Source organism: Mucilaginibacter terrae, assembly GCF_031951985.1.
In the GTDB taxonomy this organism is placed as follows: domain Bacteria; phylum Bacteroidota; class Bacteroidia; order Sphingobacteriales; family Sphingobacteriaceae; genus Mucilaginibacter; species Mucilaginibacter terrae_A.
Window position 1 is genome coordinate 4,868,965 of sequence record NZ_JAVLVU010000001.1, and the last position, 18,065, is coordinate 4,887,029.

Here is an 18,065-nt window from a genome sequence, read left to right on the forward strand (position 1 = left end):
ACACATAACTCACAACCAAAACTACTCGCTCCTCAAACTCTTCACCGGGTTAGCCAGCGCAGCTTTAACGGTTTGCATACTCATGCTCAGCAGGGCTATAAACAATGTTGAGGTGATGGCTCCGGCAAATATCCACCAGCTTATTTGCGTGTGGTAAGCAAAGCGTTGCAGCCATTGGTGCATGGCATACCAGGCAATGGGTAGTGCTATGGCAAAGGCAATAATGATCAACTTTACAAAATCGGCACTCAGCAGGGTAACTATCTGGCTTACTGAGGCGCCGAGTACTTTACGCACGCCAATTTCTTTAACACGCTGGTTGGTACTGTGTATGGCTAAACCTAACAGGCCCATGCAACTAATCAATATGGACAAACCGGTTGCCCAGTTAAGCAGCTTGGAGGTATCTTGCTCGGCTTTGTAAAACTTGGCTACGCTTTCATCAACAAAAGTGTAGCTAAATTCTTCTTCCGGAAAAATTTCTTTCCAGGCGCTTTGCATCTGTGCAATAGCCTCCGACCATGATTTGCCACTTTTGGGCTGTAAGGCCACGTGTACGTTATAGTAATTGGATCTTCTGTTGGTAATAATGGCTACCGGTTTAATAGGGGTATGCAACGATGTTTGGTAAAAGTCTTTCACTACCCCTATAATGGGCACTTTCGATTCATTGTCTAACATTTTACCAACTGCATCCTTGGGATTTTTAAAGCCTAAAACATGGGCATAGGTTTCATTAATAACAAACGCTTTGGTAGCACTGTCGCGGGCTTCAAGTGTGCGGCCGGCCAACAGGCGCAGTTTATACACATTCATATAGTGCTCGTCGCCGTTTTTGATGAATACCTCGGTTTCAATTTCTTTTTTGCCATCCACGTATTTTAAGTGAGTGCTCCACGACCCGCTGGCCGATGGTGCAGGGCCACCTATTGCCGTTTGCTTAACGTGTGTAATGGCCGCTATTTTTTGGGCCAATAACTCTTTTTTATGCGTTCCCGAATACTTAAACGGGGTGTTGATGTACAAAATGGCATCTTTTGAAAAACCGAGGTCTTTACTTAAAGCATAATGTATTTGGCTGCCTACCATTAGTGTTGCCATAATAAAGAACTGCGCTATAATAAACTGGGTAACGGTAAGCGTTTTACGCAAGGTTGAGCCACGGTTTTTACCGTTTACATCATACCCCTTAAGTACCTGCACCGGTATAAATGATGATAACACCATAGCCGGATATAAACCTGATGCCAGTGTGATTACCAAGATAAGCACCGTAATAAATATATATACCTCACGGGTAAACAGCATACTGTAAGTAATATCTTTTGGAATGAAATTACCAAACAACTGCAACAGATAATAAGCTATTAAGGCAGATAGCAGGGTAGCTATTACTGTAAGTACAAATGTTTCGGTTAAAAACTGCCCGATAAGCTGTTTACGGGTACCCCCGATTGTTTTGCGCACGCCAATTTCTTTAGCGCGCTGTACTGATTGTGCCGTGGTAAGATTTATAAAGTTTATGCAGCCCAGTATCAACAAAAACGCAGCAACCCCCAGCAAGCTATATAACACGGTTTTGTTGGCCTGCCGACCATCAAATGCATCATAACGGCTGTTGAAGTGGATATCATTTAAAGGTTGCAAACCAAACTCATGCGTATAGCCAGGAGTTTGATCTTTCTTATCGCGGTATTTAATATACAAAGCATTTAGTTGCTTTTTAACAGCATCTAATGATGCATCAGGGCGTACTTTAATGAGTAACTGGTTTGATGAAGATGTACTTCCCCAGTTAGGATTGGTATAGTCCTGTAGCATTCCCTTGTGCGTATCGGCTGTTTTAAGGCTTATAAAATCATGAAATGCAAAATCTGATTTTACTTTCAGATCTTCCACAATGCCTGCAACGGTGGTGCGCAAGGTGTCTTCGTAAATAACCTGCCTGCCCATAATGTTGGCATAACCCAGGTGCGGAAAATACAAGCTGGCCTGTTTGGCAGTGAGTACCACCTGGTTGGGGCTTGCAAAGGCCTGGGCACGCGAACCCGCCAGCCATTTGTAGTTAAGCAAGTCGAAGTATGAGCCATCTGTTACTATAATATGTTCTTGTTTTTTAATAACTTTAGGCGTGCCTTTAGCGCTATCCACGGTTATTTTACCCTCATAGCCATAGCCATAAAACGGAGCTACCACATCAAGCCCCGTTACCTCTGTTTTTACCGCCAGGCCTAATGGTACCGGTACTCCCGAATTGTAAGACGGCTGGCCCTGATACGAAAAGTTTGAAACCACACGATAAATGTGTTCATCATCATTTTGGAGTTTATTAAAACCAAAATCATAGCTTACAATAAGGTAAATAACCAAAGCAGCACTTATACCAATTGCCAAACCAATAATATTAATGAGGCTGAATATTTTATGCTTCAACAGGTTACGCAGGGCGGTTTTAAAGTAGTTTTTATACATAACGATGTGAGGTTTATTCGCTGCGGAGACTTTTAACAGGGTTTACAATAGCGGCTTTAATAGTTTGCATACTCATGGTTAACAATGCTACCGTGATAGTAGCCAGCACCGTGCCTGCAAACAAGCCTATATTAATTGAGGTATGGTAAGCAAAATCCTGCAGCCAGTTATTCATAAAATACCAGGCAATTGGTACTGCAATGGCAAATGCAATTAAAATGAGTTTCACAAAATCGGCGCTTAGCAATAATACAATTTGGGTTACTGTGGCACCCATAACCTTGCGTATGCCAATTTCTTTGGTGCGCTGGTTGCTGGTATATATGGCAAGCCCCAACAATCCCAGGCAGCTTATTAATACCGAAAGACCTGTTGCCCATTTTAAAAGCTTACCGGTGTCTTGTTCCGATCTGTAAAAACGCGCTATGCTATCGTTAACAAAACGGTACTCAAAATCATCATCAGGATAAACCTCATGCCAGGCCGTTTCCATTTTGCTTATGGCTGCTTTCCAGTTACCTGCACCGGCAATGTGCGGCTGTAAAGCAATGTGTAAATTGCGTGCGTGACGACTGTTTTTATTGTAGGCTATGGCCGCCGGTTTAATAGCATAATGTAACGACTTTTGATAAAAATCGGCCACCACACCAATGATGGCTACCTGCTGGTTATTTACATTAACCATTTTGCCAATAGCTTGCTGCGGGTTGGTAAAGCCTAAAAATTTACTGTACGTTTGGTTGATTATATAAGCGCCGGTGGTATCATGCGCTTGTAAGTTGCGACCCGCAAGTAGTTTTAAATTGTATACTTTTAAGTAGCTGGTATCGGCATATTTCAATTCTACATTTGTTTCGCGCTTGGTTTTGCCATCGTTGTAAGCAAAGGTAGTAGAGTGTGTGTTAGATGATGATGGGGCATCGCTGGCCATACTCACCATATCTACCCCGGGTATAGCTCGCACTTTATCAAGATATACCTGTTTAAGGTTGGTTTTTACACTGTTATAAGGTGTGCGTATATACAATATGGCATCCTTTTTAAAGCCCAGATCTTTATTAAACAGGTAACTGATTTGGTTGCTCACCAAAATAGTAGCCATGATAAAAAATTGCGCTATCACAAACTGGCTAACGGTTAATGATTTTCGCATACTGAATGAGCTACCTCTCACTTCTGCAATTTTACCTGCCCCTTTTAGCACTTGCACAGGCCTGTACCCCGACATTACGAACGCCGGATACAAGCCCGATGTAATAGATACCACCGTAATTAACAACAGCATAAATAACAACATGCCCGGACTAAATATTTGTGTAAATACCACACCCTTGGGTATAAAGCCCGAAAATAGCTGCAACAGAAAATAAGATAACCCCGCCGATACCACTGCCGCTACTAACGTAAGTAAAAATGTTTCGGTTAAAAACTGGCCAATTAACTGTTGCCGCGTTCCTCCAATAGTTTTACGAACCCCAATTTCGCGTGCCCGTTGCGCTGACTGCGCGGTAGTTAAATTAATGAAGTTAATGCATCCGAGCAGCAGTAAAAATGCGGCTACTCCTAACAAGCTATATAAAACCGATTTGCTGGCAATGCGCTGGTTAAAGTTATCATAGTCGGCATTAAAGTGCAGGTTGCTAAGTGGTTGTAAAACAAACCGGTGTATTTCGCCGGGTTCGGGGTTTTTGTTGCTGCGTTTGTAAAGGGCGTTAAGCTGATTTTGAGTTTGTTCAACAGTGGTTTGCGGCAGCAACTCAATAAACAACTGATCATATGATGATGTGCTGCCCCAACTGTCTTTTTCGTACCCCCCATCAATATCGCCGCCGCTGGGTTGGCGGTTATTGTGTTTAAAGGTTTCGAGGCTTATAAAATCATGAAAGTTAAAATCGGTATTGGCTTCCGTATCGGCCACAATGCCCGATACGGATGTGGTTAGTGAATCATCATAAACAATGGTTTTATTAAGTATTTGTGCAGGCTGTAAATCGGGGAAATAGAGTTTTGCCCTGCTTTGCGTAAGTACCACCCTGTTAGGCTCGTTAAAAGCAACCGCGGCCGAGCCTGTCAGCCATTGGTGCGGTATGAGGTTAAAATAACTCTTGTCGCATGCAATAATTTTATCCTGGCTTTTAAAGGTAGCCGGGGCTGTGTTAGTCAATGGTATTTTTACGCGTACATCTTCACTGTATATTCTAAAAGCTACTGCTTGCTTAAGGCCGCTTACCGTACTAATGGTTTTATGTAGCGGTATGGGCGTACCCGAATTGTTACTTACCTCACCCTGGAAGGTGATTTGCGATACCACGCGGTAAACCTGCTTGCCATTGGGTTCAAACTTATCAAAGCTAAAATCGTACGTTACCACCAGGTAAATAACCATAGCCGCACTAATACCAATGGCCAGGCCAATTACATTAATAAAAGTAAACGCCTTATTTTTAAGCAAACTGCGTATAGCAGTTTTAAGGTAGTTTTTGTACATAAGCTTAGTTTAATGTTACCGGTACGCATTACTTACTGTTAACATTATGCCAAACTTGTATTTTGTTGATTTTTAGGATTTTAATACAGGCTTACAAGTGATATTGTCCGATTACGAACAGTGTATTGTTCGCAGGCAATACAGGATATGTGTTACATGCCGGGGGATGTAAGATAGCCTAAATGCAAAAAGCTCATAGGAGTTGTGTTAAAATACCTAAATTTAACACACAAACCTAAACGAATGTCGATTGAAAAAAACGGGAATAACCAGCTTGGCCCACTTAACCTGATAGTATTTGTATTATCCATTTATGTTTTATTAGCCATATTAACCGATACAATTTTCAAGCTTCCAAAAGAGACATCCGTTTTATTAACCTATATCGATAATACCATCTGTGTATTTTTCTTTTTTGAATTTTGTGTGAGGTTTTACCGGGCGCAAGATAAGCTCCGGTTTATGAAGTGGGGCTGGATAGATCTGATTTCGAGTATTCCCGCTATAAGTTACCTCAGAGCCGGAAGAGTGCTCAGGCTCATCCGTTTACTACGACTAATACGTGCTTTTCGGTCTACGCAAATGTTTGTTAAGCATGTGTTTCGTAATAAAGCCAAAGGTGCATTTACATCGGTGGCAATACTGGCCGTATTATTAATTATATTTTCCTCTATAGCCATATTACAAGTTGAAAAAGATCCAGCAAGTAATATCAAATCAGCCGAAGACGCCATCTGGTGGTCGTATGTTACAATTACTACAGTTGGGTATGGTGATAGATACCCGGTAACAACCGAAGGCAGAATTATTGCAGCAGTGCTAATGACGGCGGGTGTAGGGCTATTTGGTACTTTTACAGCATTTATTGCCAGTTGGTTTGTTGAGAAAGAATAGTACCTGTTAAATGAGGGTGTTGGTAAAAGAACCCGGTTTAAATATATAATTCAATTATTTAGCCTTTACAAAGCTGAACGGTATATTTTTAAGTTGATAACCTTTAGCTTTAAGCAAGGCTATCAATCCCTTAGCGCCTCCCAAATGGCCTGCGCCAACGGCTACCATAGTGCTTTTTTTACCTATTAGTTTTTCCATGCGGTTTGGCCATTATTACATTGCGTTTTATCAGCAGGGCTTCGTTAAAGCTGGCATCCATAGGCATATCGTTATTCATTTTATCCAGCATGTGGTCTATATCCTGCTTTACATAAATATTGGTGAGTTTTTTAATCATATCATCGGCTGAGGTATATGTTTTTAAGAACTCCTGCATCATTTGCGCCTGTTGAGGTATGGTTAACACGTCGATGGCCTGCATTTGCTCGGCTACGGTTTCAAGGCCGCCAACACTGTCTTTAAGCTCTTTGGCGCGTTTATACATTTCGGCATCAATAGTTACTGCTTTACCATTATTAAGTAAAAACGTAGTTAAAAAAATAGGTTTAAGTTTATACAGCATGTTACCCATAGCTTGCATGGCAGGTGTAGTTTTAGCAATTTGATTAAGCTTTGTAAGGGCTGCCGTATCTAAAAGTTTATTCAATTGCTGAGTGGAATCTTTCACGAACACGTAAGACATCATTTCGGCAGCGTTAATTTTGCCGAAATCCAGCTCAAAATAAGCCTGTTTGGTTTGGCGCAGTTTGCTCATCACCGCTTCGGGCAGTTTATAAAGCGTGGTATCAAACAGGTGTATGGTGCCGAACAAGTATGTGGGCTGGGTAATTCCCTTGCCGGTTATTTGCCATAATAAACCCTTTTGCTGGGCTTTGGCAATGCCATTAAACAGGCAAAGCACTACAATTAGGCTAAATAAAAATGGCTGATGTTTTTTCATGCGATGAAGTGGGGGTATGGCCTAAATATACATTTTAATTGATGCACCTATTTATAAAAGCTCCTGTTTAGCTTTTTGGGTAATGGCTGTAACAAAATCGGTTTTGGCAATGCGGTAAGCTACCCGCTGGTGCCGGTACTCACCGGCCAGTTTCAATTTCAGGTCGGCATAGGCTTTTGCCGTTTCAGGATGTTTAATGAGGTAGTCTCTAAAAATTGCCCGGTCCCACAAAGGGTGATTTTTAGGACCGGCATGTACATGATAGGTTTGGCTTTTGGGTTGGTTTACCATATAACCTTTTGCAAAAACCATGTGAGTATTAGGGCCTTCATTTTGCCAGTTAAATTCATAGCCTAATGCCTGCATTTGTTGTATAAGCCTGTCGTTTTTTGCATCTTCAAATTCCACTTCCATTAAAATATCAATGGTGTTTTTAGCCGATAGACCAGGCACCGAGGTGCTGCCGAAGTGTTCGATATTTGAGAACAGATCCGGATCGATATTTTTAATCATCAGCTCTTTTTCCTGCTCGTATAATTGGGGCCAATGGTTACTGTACGTGCTAATTTCAACCGGAAACAGCTGTCCAATTTCTTCGCTGGTTAAGTCGTGCAAGGTTTTTTGCTTCATACAGCAAGTATAGTAACTTACCCTGAGTATTGACCAATGTTAGCTTATCGGCTTATAAAACCCATAAACCCTTACCAAAAACTAATACTTTTGTTACTTTTGAATAAATGCTTACCAATACGGCCCATACCCTCGAAAAACTTGAAACCCTGCTTAAAACGGCAGGTTATAAGGTGCGGTATGAAAAAGGTAATTTTAAAACCAATGCCTGCCTGTTGCAAAGCAGCCGCATGATTGTGGTTAATAAATTCTCCAATCTCGAAAGCAAGATACAGGCCGTAACCGAACTCATCCGTCAGTTGGATGTTGATGTTAAATTGCTCGACGATAAGCAGCTGGGGCTATTAAATCAAATTAAACAAACCGAACTCGAGCTGTGACCATTACTTTTTTAGGAACCGGAACATCACAGGGCGTACCCGTAATTGCCTGTGAGTGCGAGGTATGTACCTCCACCGATACGCGCGATAAGCACCTGCGCAGCTCTGTTTTGGTAGAAGCCGAAGGCAAGGTAATTGTGATAGACAGTGGCCCTGATTTTAGGTACCAAATGTTGCGCGCAGGCGTAAAGCACCTTGATGCCGTGGTGTTTACCCACGAGCATAAAGACCATACAGCCGGATTAGACGATATACGCGCCTTTAATTTTGTGCAGCAGGAACCTATGGATGTATATGCTACCGAGCGTGTACAGCAATCGCTTAAACAGGAATTTGCCTACATATTTGCTGCCTTTAAATATCCGGGAATACCGCAGCTTAATTTGCACACCATCAACAACAACGAACCGTTTAACGTAGGCGCGCTTCAGTTCACGCCTATAGAGGTGATGCACTACCGCTTACCTGTGCTAGGTTTTCGCATCGGAGATTTTACCTACATTACCGATGCCAAAACCATAGCCCCCGAAGAGGTTGAAAAAATTAAGGGAACCAAAATACTGGTGATCAACGCCCTGCAAAAGCAACCGCACATCTCGCATTTTACCTTTGATGAAGCCATTGCCTTTGCCCAACAAATAGGCGCCGAGAAAACGTACTTTACCCACATCAGCCACCGCCTGGGCAAATATGAGGATGTGTCAAAAGAATTGCCTGAAGGTATTGAGCTGGCATATGATGGTTTGAAAATAGAGGTCGCCCCACCCCAACCCTCCCCAGGGGAGAGGGTGTAAGTACCTTTTTAAAGTCCTCCCTCCCGGGGAGGATTTAGGAGGGGCGATTTAAATGGCCGCACAGGATTTTGTCAATTCTTTAATTCTGTAAATTCCGGTTCAAGACAACTTTTTACCTACCTTGCATTATCTACATTACTTATGGAAAACACAGACGTACTCATCATTGGGGCAGGTGCGGCGGGTTTAATGGCGGCTTATACCTTGAGTAAGGCCGGTAAAAAAGTAACCGTGCTGGAGGCCTGCAACCGCACCGGCGGGCGTATACACACTATTCATAACGCTTCATTTTTTAATCATGCCGAGTTAGGGGCCGAGTTTGTACACGGCAATTTGCCCATCTCCTTAAATTTATTAGGTAAAGCCGGAATTACTTATCACCCCGCAAAAGGCCAAATGTGGCATTACCGCAACGGTACTTTTAAGCAGGATGCCGCCATGGTTGAAGGCTGGGACGAGCTGATAGAAAAACTGCACCAACTGAAACATGATGTTACGCTCGATGAGTTTTTAGCAAAATATTTTGTTGATGAACGGTACAACGGATTAAAAGAATCGGTAAGGCAGTATGCGGCCGGTTATGATACCGCCGACCCTGCAAAGCTGAGTGCCTTTGCCATGCGTAACGAGTGGGAAAACGAAGACGACAGTGCCCAATACCGTTTGGATAGCGGTTACTGCTCACTCATTAATTACCTGTGCGAGGAGATTAAACAAAACAGTGGTTTTATTTACCTAAATGCACCGGTAAGCAACGTAGAATGGCAGACTGGCAAAGCGACCATATCAACTGCCGATGGTGATACTTACGAAGCTACAAAAGTAATTTTTGCAATCCCGTTAGGCGTATGGCAGGCGCACAAAAAAGCTAAGGGACATATTACCATATCCCCCGAAATCCCGGCCTATCATGAAGCCTTGCAAAAACTGGGCTTTGGTGCCATTATCAAAGTGCTGTTGCAGTTTGATGAACCGTTTTGGGAAGATGCCGAAGCCACTGCCCGGGCGGGTCAAAGTTTAGATGATATTATGTTCCTGTTTTCGGAAGAAACGGTACCTACGTGGTGGACACAGTTGCCCGAACGCTCGCCATTGCTAACCGGCTGGTTAGGCGGACCACCGGCCGTTAAATTTGTAGGTTATACCAACCAGCAAATTATGCACGAAGCTGTTGAATCGTTAACTCATATATTTAACCGCAGTGCCGATGCGCTCAAAGAGAAACTGGTAGCCTGGCATGTAGCCAACTGGACCGCCGAACCTTACATTTACGGTTCATATGCCTACGACACCGTTCACACTACCGAAGCCCTGAAAGTACTGCATCAGCCTGTAGATAATACGCTTTACTTTGCCGGCGAATTTATGTACCAGGGGGCATCAATGGGAACGGTTGAAGCGGCATTGGCGAGTGGAAAGGATGTGGCGGATAACTTAATTTAACGTTCAGTAAATTGGCATATTGCAATTAAAACTCAATAAATTTCAATTGTCATCCAAATGTAAGCCCCCGGCAACAATGACTTTACAATAGATGTTAAAACAAGCATTTGTTTTTATATTTTTCAATAGATGCTACATTTGCCTATATCTATTGTAATTTTCCTTCCTGATGTTTAGCAGAATATCAATTTACATAGGCTTGTGCGCAGCAGGCATGTGTACAGCTTTTACCGCCGCCGCGCAGGAAACTGTAGCCTTAAGCATGAAAGAAGCTGTACAGCTTGGCGTGGATAATTATCCGGCCATAAAAGCCAAAAAAGATCAGCTTAATTCTTCGCGCGCTTCGGTATCGCAAAGCAAGGCCGAGTACCTGCCCGATGTTAACTTTTCGGCACAAAATGCTTATGGTACCATTAACGGGCAAAATGGACCGTTGATAGGTTACCGTGGTTTAGCCGTTTCCTCATCTGGCCCGGCACTGCCCAACCAAAGCTGGAACGCGGCCTTTGGTGCCTTATACCTCACCAACGTAAACTGGGACTTTTTTGCCTTTGGCCGTGCTATGGAGCGCATTAAAGTACAAAAGCAAATTGTGAACCGCGACGAGGCCGATTTAAGCCAGCAGGAATTTCAGCACAAAATACGCATAGCTGCGGCTTATTTAAATGTACTGGCTGCCCAGCGTTTGGTAAAAGTACAGCAGGATAACTTGAACCGTACTCAGGAAATACGCAAGGTAATTGTAGCCCGCGTAACCAACGGCTTAAACCCGGGAGTTGATTCGTCACTGGCCAGCACCGAAGTATCGAACGCTAAAATACAACTCACCAACGCCCGCCAAAACGAGCAGGAGCAGGTTAACCAGTTGTCGCAATACTTAGGTTATGCCACCCCGCCAAAAGATTTTGTGCTCGATAGTACCTTCCTCGTTAAAAATCCGGCTATGCCCAACAAGCCTTCGCAGTTAACGCAGGAAAACCACCCCATGCTGCAGTTTTATAAAGACCGCATTAACGTGAGCGACGAGCAGGTTAAATATCAAAAAACCTTAGCACTTCCTACGTTTTCGTTCGTGGGTACGTTTCAGGGCAGGGGGTCAGGATTTACGCTGGCTCCGGCCATTAATACGCCGGTATCGCACACAGGCAGTTATATTGATGCCATTAATCCAACCCGTTATAACTATTTGGTAGGCATTGCCACCTCGTGGAACTTCAGCAGTTTGTTCCGTACCAGGTACCAGGTGCAGTCGCAAAAGTTTATTTCCAAACAGTACCAGGACGAGTACGACATGGTTGACCAGCAATTGCGCAACCAGCAGGTACTGGCCGATACCCGTATTGGTAACGCGCTAACCAATGCTAAAGAAGCGCCCGGACAAATACGCTCGGCTAACGAGGCATACATTCAGAAAACAACACTGTATAAAAACGGACTGGCCACCATTACCGATTTTCAGCAGGCGCTATACGTGTTGTACCGTGCCGAAACCAATAATTACATTGCGTACAACAACGTTTTGGCAGGCGCTGCTGTTCAAGGCTGCCTCAACGGGCGATTTCGACGTGTTCATCAATAATTTTTAAGCTAACATCTGCCATCATCTACATAAATGGGACTCATAAGATTTGCACTTCGTAAACCCATCACCATCCTGGTATTAGTTGCCGGGCTGTTCTTCTTCGGGTTAAACGCCATCCGCAGCATCAAGATCGATATTTTCCCCGACTTGAATCTGCCTGTCATTTACGTATCGCACCCTTACGGCGGTTACACGCCAACGCAAATGGAATCGTACTTTGGTAAACAGTACGTTAACCTGTTGCTGTACGTATCGGGCGTAAAAAGTATCGAAACCCGTAACATTCAGGGTTTAACCTTAATTAAGCTGTCGTTTTACGAGGGCACCAACATGGCACAGGCCGCGGCAGAAGTTTCGGCCTATACCAACCGGGCGCAGGCCATTTTTCCGCCGGGGTCGCAGCCGCCTTTTATTCTGCGTTTCGATGCTTCTACGCTGCCGGTTGGTCAGCTGGTATTAACCAGTCCCAAGCGTACCAATAACGAATTGCTCGATTTAGCCAACGTATACGTACGTTCATCATTTACCTCGGTACCGGGCCTGGTTTCGCCGGCACCTTTTGGTGGTAACACGCGAACGGTGGTTATCAAGGTCGATCCCTCGCTGCTGCGTTCGCACAACCTTACGCCCGATCAAATTGTTACCTCCATCCGCGAAAACAACTTGAACTCGCCCGCCGGTAACGTGCGCATAGGCGATTTAAACTACTTAACCCCGGCCAATACTTCGATGAAAAGGGTTCAGGATTTTGGCGATATTCCACTGTACCGTAACAATATCCAAACCGTATTTTTAAAGGATGTAGCCACGGTTGAAGACGGTGCCGATATTACCAGCAGTTACGCCCTGGTTAACGGCAAACGTTCGGTTTACCTGCCCATTACCAAATCGGCCGATGCCTCAACCTGGGAAGTGGTGCAGAACTTAAAGAAAGCTATCCCGCGTTTTCAGGCCTTACTGCCCGAGGATGTGCAGTTGTCTTATGTATTCGATCAATCTACTTATGTAATTAACGCCGTTAAAAGTTTGGCCGAAGAAGGTGCCATTGGCGCTATCCTCACCGGCTTAATGGTATTATTATTTTTGGGCGACAGGAGAGGGGCATTAATCGTTATTCTCACTATTCCGGCTTCTATCGTGTCGGGGATATTGTTCCTTAAACTGTTCGGGCAAACCATCAACATCATGACGCTGAGCGGACTTTCGCTGGCTATCGGTATTTTGGTGGATGAATCGACGGTGACCATCGAGAATATTCACCAGCATTTTGCCATGGGTAAGCCCAAGGCGCTGGCCATATGGGATGCCTGTCAGGAAATTGCCTTCCCTAAATTATTGATCCTGTTCTGTATTTTAGCGGTGTTTGCACCGGCCTTTACCATGACGGGTATTCCGGGAGCATTGTTCCTGCCGCTGGCGCTGGCTATCGGTTTCTCCATGATTACGTCGTACTTTTTAGCGCAAACCTTTGTGCCGATAATGGCCAACTGGCTCATGAAAAACGACCATGAAAAACCAGGCTTTAGTCACGATGACGATCATCAGCATGAATTGAAAGAAGCCGCCGCCCGCCATGCAATTGAAGATCATGGTAAGGACGAAACCAAGTTTGATAAATTCCGCCACTGGTTTATGCGCTGGATGGACAGCATGCTGCCCAAAAGCAAGTGGATAGTAAGTATATACGTGATAATGGCTGTTGGTTTGGCCGGCCTGATGTTTACTATTATTGGCCGCGATGTGCTGCCTAAGGTAGAATCGGGCACTTTCCAGATGCGTTTGCGTTTGCCCGATGGTACCCGTTTGGAGCGTACCGAAGCTGCCACGGTTGAGGCGTTGAGAATACTCACCAAAGTGGTTGGCAAAGAAAATATTGCGGTAACATCGGCCTTTGTGGGTACGCACCCCTCGCAGTTCTCCACCAGTCCTATTTACTTGTTTATGGCCGGTCCGCAGGAGTCGGTAATACAGGCCGCCCTTACCGAAGAGTATGAGGGTACGCTGGATGAACTGAAAGAAAAATTGCGCCACGAGCTTAAAAAGAGCATCCCCAACATCAAAATATCTTTTGAGCCTATCGACTTAACCGACAAAATATTAAGCCAGGGATCGCCAACGCCTATTGAGGTGGCCATTACCAGCAAAAACAAGAAGCAGAACGTGGTTTACGCTTACAAGGTGCTAAGCGAGTTGAAAAAGATAAAATACCTGCGCGATGTGCAAATTGCGCAATCATTCAAGTACCCGTCTATCAATATTAATATCGATCGCGCCCGTGCCGCCCAGTTAGGGTTGGGTATAGGCGAAATCTCCCGCTCGTTAACGGCATCAACCTCATCATCGCGCTTTACCGAAAAGAACGTTTGGCTGGATGAAAAAGTAGGCTTGAGCTATAACGTGCAGGTGCAGGTGCCCGAGTATCAAATGGCAAGCATAAACGATATTAAGGAAATTCCAGTAACGGCCAACCAGCGCCGCCCGGTACTGGCCGATGTAGCCAGCATTAAAATGGACACCACTTATGGCGAAAATGATAACATTGGTGCCATCCCAACACTATCGGTTACAGCCAACCTTAACGAAAAGGATTTGGGTACCGCACTGGGCGATGTAAAAAAAGTAATTAAAAACCTGGGCGAAATGCCCCGCGGTTTAACCATTGAGCCCCGTGGTTTAGGTCAAACTTTAGATGATACCCTGGGTAGCTTACAAACTGGTTTAATGGTTGCCATTGTGGTGATCTTCCTCATGCTGACGGCTAATTTCCAGTCGTTCAAGGTGTCGTTCGTTATATTGTCTACCGTTCCGGCGGTAATACTGGGTTCGTTGCTGCTGGTTTGGGGCACGGGTGCTACGCTTAACCTGCAATCGTACATGGGTATGATCATGTCGGTGGGGGTGGCCATATCCAACTCGGTACTCTTAATTACCAATGCCGAAGAACTGCGGATGCTGAACGGCAATGCCCTGCAATCAGCCCGCGAAGCGGTGGCTCTGCGTTTACGCCCCATATTAATGACCAGTTTAGCCATGATCGTGGGTATGGTTCCTATGGCATTGGGCTTGGGCGAGGGTGGCGACCAAACTTCACCGTTAGGTCGGTCGGTAATAGGAGGATTGTTATTCTCTACCTTTGCATCGCTCATTATATTACCGCTGGTATTTGCCTGGGTACAAAATGGTACCACCACCCAATCGGTATCGTTAGACCCTGAGGATGCCGAAAGCAAGTTTTTTGTCCCACTGCATCACGCCGAAAAGAGCGACGATAATAGTTAATAAGATATTTGATAAATTGCTACTGTATAATATAAAGATGAAAAATCTGAGAAGCCATATCACCACGGCCGTGTCGCTATTAAGCATAGCCGGTGTATTGAGTTTAAGCGCCTGCCATTCCGAAAAAAAGGAAAGCGCCGAACAGAAAAATGCCGAAGAGCAGGCCGAAGCTGGCGTACCCCCGGTTGAAACTGTTGTTTTGGGGAAAAGCAAAATGGCATCAACCCTGCAAGTTCCCGGCGAGCTGGCTCCTTATCAGCAGGTAAGCCTGTATGCTAAAATTAACAGCTACGTTCAAAAGTATTTGGTTGATGTGGGTTCGGAAGTGCATAAAGGACAATTAATGCTTGTGCTGGAAGCACCGGAAATCAACTCGCAGCTGGCATCGGCCAAAGCCCGTGTTAAGCAGCAAGAGGCGGTATATTTAGCCAGCAAAGCTAATTACGGTCGTTTGGTTAACACCGCCAAAACCCCCGGTACCATTGCCCAGAATGATATTGATTTAGCTAACGCAAGACAATCTTCAGATTTTGCCAATGTTGAAGCCGCTAAAGCCGGCCTGCAAGAGGTAAGCACCAACCTGCAGTATCTGCAAATACGCGCCCCGTTTGATGGCGTGGTGAGCGAGCGTAACGCCAGTATGGGCGCTTATGTTGGTCCGGGTGGTAAGGGTTCGGATTTGCCTTTGTTTGTAGTACAGCAGCAAAAGAAGCTGCGTTTAATTATATCGGTACCCGAGCTAAGCACGGGTGCGCTAACCGGTAAAGAAGAAGTTACTTTTACCGTACGTGCCCTGCCCGAGCAACAGTTTACCGCCAAGGTGAAGCGTGCCGCCGGTGCACTGGATGCCCGCTTACGGTCGGAGCGTTTAGAGATGGATGTAGAGAATCCTAAGAAGGTATTACTGCCAGGTATGTATGCAGAGGTTAACCTGCCACTCAAATCTAAAGACAGCTCGTTCGTAGTACCTAAAACGGCGCTGGTACAATCAACCGAAAAGTTGTTTGTGATACGTATAGTTGGCGATCATAAAGCCGAGTGGGTAGACGTGCAAAAGGGCTTACAAAGTAAGGATGGCGTGCAAGTTTACAGCAAAGACCTCAAGATAGGGGATAAGATTATCCTCTCAGCCACTGACGAGATCAGAGACGGCGGCACGGTGAGCGATAAACCTGCGGCGAAGAAAGAAGAAACGACTGATTAATATTTAAGGCGGCCAACGGGTCGCCTTTTTTTATTTTTAAGATATTTTATTCAATTTTTATGTGCCGCCTATTGAAGCGTCCACGCTTCAATGAAAATAAGTGCAAGCGTCAACGCTTGCGATACCTTAGAGTTACGTAAGCGTAGACGCTTACTTTAAGATTCAGTCAAGCGTAGACGCTTGCCTGTGCGGGGGCTGCGTTGTTATTTCACACATAGCAAAAGCACTGCCTTAACATAACCTAATAATACCGGCATCAGCCTGTTCGGTGGCTACAAATCTATGTAAAAGTACTAACGTGGTAGAACAGGGTGCAGCCGGGAGTTTTTCTTTGGTTACTTTCTACTATATAACTTAAATCAAGCGACCTGCTGTTTAAGTCTATCCAACGCCTTTTGTAATGATGCTATCTTAGCCTGTTGATTCCTGTTAAGATGATCTTCGTAGACCAATGGGTCGAATGACCGCCGTTCACTGACCATTTTATAATAAATGATAGCGATCTTCCGGGCTGTCGCAACTACTGCGTATTTGTGTCCGCCTTTTGCTTTCATCCGTCTAAAGAAGTGCCCCATCCAGTTCTGGCTATTTTGTACGCCCTGTGCAGCCATGCGAAATGCTTTTGCAGCAGCGTTAGGTTTCTTTTTTTGCAGCTTGCTGGACAAGAGTTTACCACCGGATATTTTGCTATTGGGACAAAGGTTGAGCCAAGAAACGAACCGTTCAGGCGTTGACCATTTGCTTAGATCAGTACCGGTTTCAGAAATATTTCCAGCGCGCTGATCTCATGAAGCCCATAGAGTTCCATCACGTCGACCTGATGGATGCCTTTGAGGTACGCCCGGGTATCGAACAACGGTTGGTTCTTATCTTTCTTTTGCTTAGATATTTTGCCTTTCGGTGTGAGTTTGACTTCTTTTTCAGGTATTGTAATACCTTCGTTTTGCTTTGCATGGACCGAGCGTAATGCCCATTCTATCTCTTGGTCACATTTGCCGACCTGCGTTTGAAGGAACTGATAGTTATGATAGTTCTGTTCCAGCAGGAACAATTGCTCCTTGCGCCAGTTCCCCTCAAGAGACTTACTGATATGTGCCCTGTCTGCCTTAATGCGAGGGTCGACGAAAGGAAGAAAGTTTTCAGCGATCCGCTCTCCGTCAATGATCGCTTCTACTATAGCCTTACCTGTTTTGCCCATCAGGTCATTTATCAATGTGTGGATCTTCAGATTCATTAGTTCCAAAGCTTTTTGCATTCTCAATACACAGGTACTGCTATCCTGTGTCAGTTTTCTGCGATATCTGACCAACGTGCGCAGGCATTCTGTTTGGTCATCAGGAAGGAACGAACTTCCGAGCAAACCACAACTATGCAGTTTCTGTATCCACTGCGCATCGCTTTCATCGGTCTTTTTACCGGAGATATTCTTAGTATGGCGGGCATTGACCAGGTAAACTTCAAATCCTTCAGCAATAAGTACTCCGCAAAGGTTTTTCCAGTAGACACCCGTGCTTTCCATGGCCACTGTTTCTATCCGGCACGCCTTTAACCAACCAGCTATAGCTAATAAGTCAACTGTGAATGTACCAAACTCTTTTACGCTTATCTCATCCCTGTCTTGTGGAACTGCGACCGCATGAACTGTGTCACCGATGTCGATGCCGGCGGCGTTGGGATTGACCAATTGAAAGTCGACCCGGTTTTTACTTTGCTTTTTTGTGGCTTTTTGATCAGTTTTGTTCATAAGAATACTTTTTAATAAAGCATCCCGCCTGTCTGCCGGTTGAAGCAAACTCTACTATACGAACTCTATACGTTCAATTGGAAACTCCATGACGCGGACAGGGCCAAACTTTTTCCATGACCTCGAAATCAATAAAAGGAACGGCCTTTCTGCGGGATGCTTTCCAAAGTTATTATCAACGGAAACAGGAGCAAGCGCTCATTTAATACTTTTTG

14 protein-coding genes are annotated in these 18,065 nt (G+C 44.7%); 7 read left to right on the top strand and 7 right to left on the bottom strand.

Annotated features, from left to right (window positions below; translation table 11 throughout):
• Positions 1–21: 21 nt before the first annotated feature.
• Together QE417_RS20995 and QE417_RS21000 are read right to left on the bottom strand one after the other, a co-directional pair.
• Positions 22–2,472, bottom strand: coding sequence for an ABC transporter permease (locus QE417_RS20995; protein ID WP_311953334.1), 2,451 nt, complete (start codon positions 2,470–2,472; stop codon positions 22–24).
• A 13-nt stretch (positions 2,473–2,485) separates the two neighbouring features.
• Positions 2,486–4,960: an ABC transporter permease gene (locus QE417_RS21000; protein WP_311953336.1), complete on the bottom strand. Its 2,475-nt coding sequence runs from the start codon at positions 4,958–4,960 to the stop codon at positions 2,486–2,488.
• 243 nt (positions 4,961–5,203) lie between these two features.
• Between QE417_RS21000 and QE417_RS21005 the strand changes: the two genes are divergently transcribed.
• Positions 5,204–5,854 carry a potassium channel family protein gene (locus QE417_RS21005; protein WP_311953339.1) on the top strand — a complete coding sequence of 217 codons (651 nt, stop codon included), beginning with the start codon at positions 5,204–5,206 and terminating at the stop codon, positions 5,852–5,854.
• Positions 5,855–5,908: 54 nt separating this feature from the next.
• Here QE417_RS21005 and QE417_RS21010 read toward each other — a convergent pair whose 3' ends face one another.
• Genes QE417_RS21010 through QE417_RS21020 form a run of 3 tightly spaced genes read right to left on the bottom strand, consistent with a single transcriptional unit; the run spans position 5,909 to position 7,424 of the window.
• Positions 5,909–6,052, bottom strand: a complete 144-nt coding sequence (locus tag QE417_RS21010; protein ID WP_311953340.1) for a TraB/GumN family protein — start codon at positions 6,050–6,052, stop codon at positions 5,909–5,911.
• Entirely contained in the window at positions 6,033–6,794 is a 762-nt protein-coding gene (locus QE417_RS21015; RefSeq protein WP_311953343.1) for a TraB/GumN family protein, read from the bottom strand. The genes QE417_RS21010 and QE417_RS21015 overlap by 20 nt, the downstream gene beginning before the upstream one ends.
• Positions 6,795–6,845: 51 nt before the next feature.
• Complete coding sequence (locus QE417_RS21020) at positions 6,846–7,424, bottom strand: GrpB family protein (RefSeq protein ID WP_311953346.1); 579 nt, start codon at positions 7,422–7,424, stop codon at positions 6,846–6,848.
• A 107-nt stretch (positions 7,425–7,531) separates the two neighbouring features.
• Here QE417_RS21020 and QE417_RS21025 point away from each other — a divergent pair, with 107 nt between their 5' ends.
• The 6 genes from QE417_RS21025 to QE417_RS21050 all read left to right on the top strand — a co-directional run bounded on the left by QE417_RS21025 (position 7,532) and on the right by QE417_RS21050 (position 16,106).
• Positions 7,532–7,804, top strand: coding sequence for a hypothetical protein (locus QE417_RS21025; protein ID WP_311953349.1), 273 nt, complete (start codon positions 7,532–7,534; stop codon positions 7,802–7,804).
• Positions 7,801–8,598, top strand: a complete 798-nt coding sequence (locus tag QE417_RS21030; RefSeq protein WP_311953352.1) for an MBL fold metallo-hydrolase — start codon at positions 7,801–7,803, stop codon at positions 8,596–8,598. Before QE417_RS21025 ends, QE417_RS21030 begins: the two co-directional genes overlap by 4 nt.
• A gap of 141 nt (positions 8,599–8,739) precedes the next feature.
• Positions 8,740–10,041 (top strand): flavin monoamine oxidase family protein, encoded by a 1,302-nt coding sequence (locus QE417_RS21035; protein WP_311953355.1) that lies wholly within the window; start codon positions 8,740–8,742, stop codon positions 10,039–10,041.
• Between the two features lie 169 nt (positions 10,042–10,210).
• Positions 10,211–11,620, top strand: coding sequence for a TolC family protein (locus QE417_RS21040; protein ID WP_311953358.1), 1,410 nt, complete (start codon positions 10,211–10,213; stop codon positions 11,618–11,620).
• Between the two features lie 33 nt (positions 11,621–11,653).
• The gene (locus tag QE417_RS21045) at positions 11,654–14,902 is read left to right on the top strand and encodes an efflux RND transporter permease subunit (RefSeq protein WP_311953360.1); all 3,249 of its coding nucleotides are present in this window, start codon (positions 11,654–11,656) and stop codon (positions 14,900–14,902) included.
• 37 nt (positions 14,903–14,939) lie between these two features.
• A complete protein-coding gene (locus tag QE417_RS21050) occupies positions 14,940–16,106 on the top strand; it encodes an efflux RND transporter periplasmic adaptor subunit (RefSeq protein ID WP_311953362.1) in 1,167 nt (388 codons plus the stop codon).
• 359 nt (positions 16,107–16,465) lie between these two features.
• Here the strand turns inward: QE417_RS21050 and QE417_RS21055 are convergent, their stop codons facing one another.
• On the bottom strand, positions 16,466–16,873 hold the full coding sequence (locus tag QE417_RS21055) for a transposase (protein WP_311954693.1): 408 nt from the start codon (positions 16,871–16,873) through the stop codon (positions 16,466–16,468).
• Positions 16,849–17,850, bottom strand: a complete 1,002-nt coding sequence (locus tag QE417_RS21060; RefSeq protein WP_311953364.1) for an IS110 family transposase — start codon at positions 17,848–17,850, stop codon at positions 16,849–16,851. Before QE417_RS21060 ends, QE417_RS21055 begins: the two co-directional genes overlap by 25 nt.
• Between the last annotated feature and the right edge of the window lie 215 nt (positions 17,851–18,065).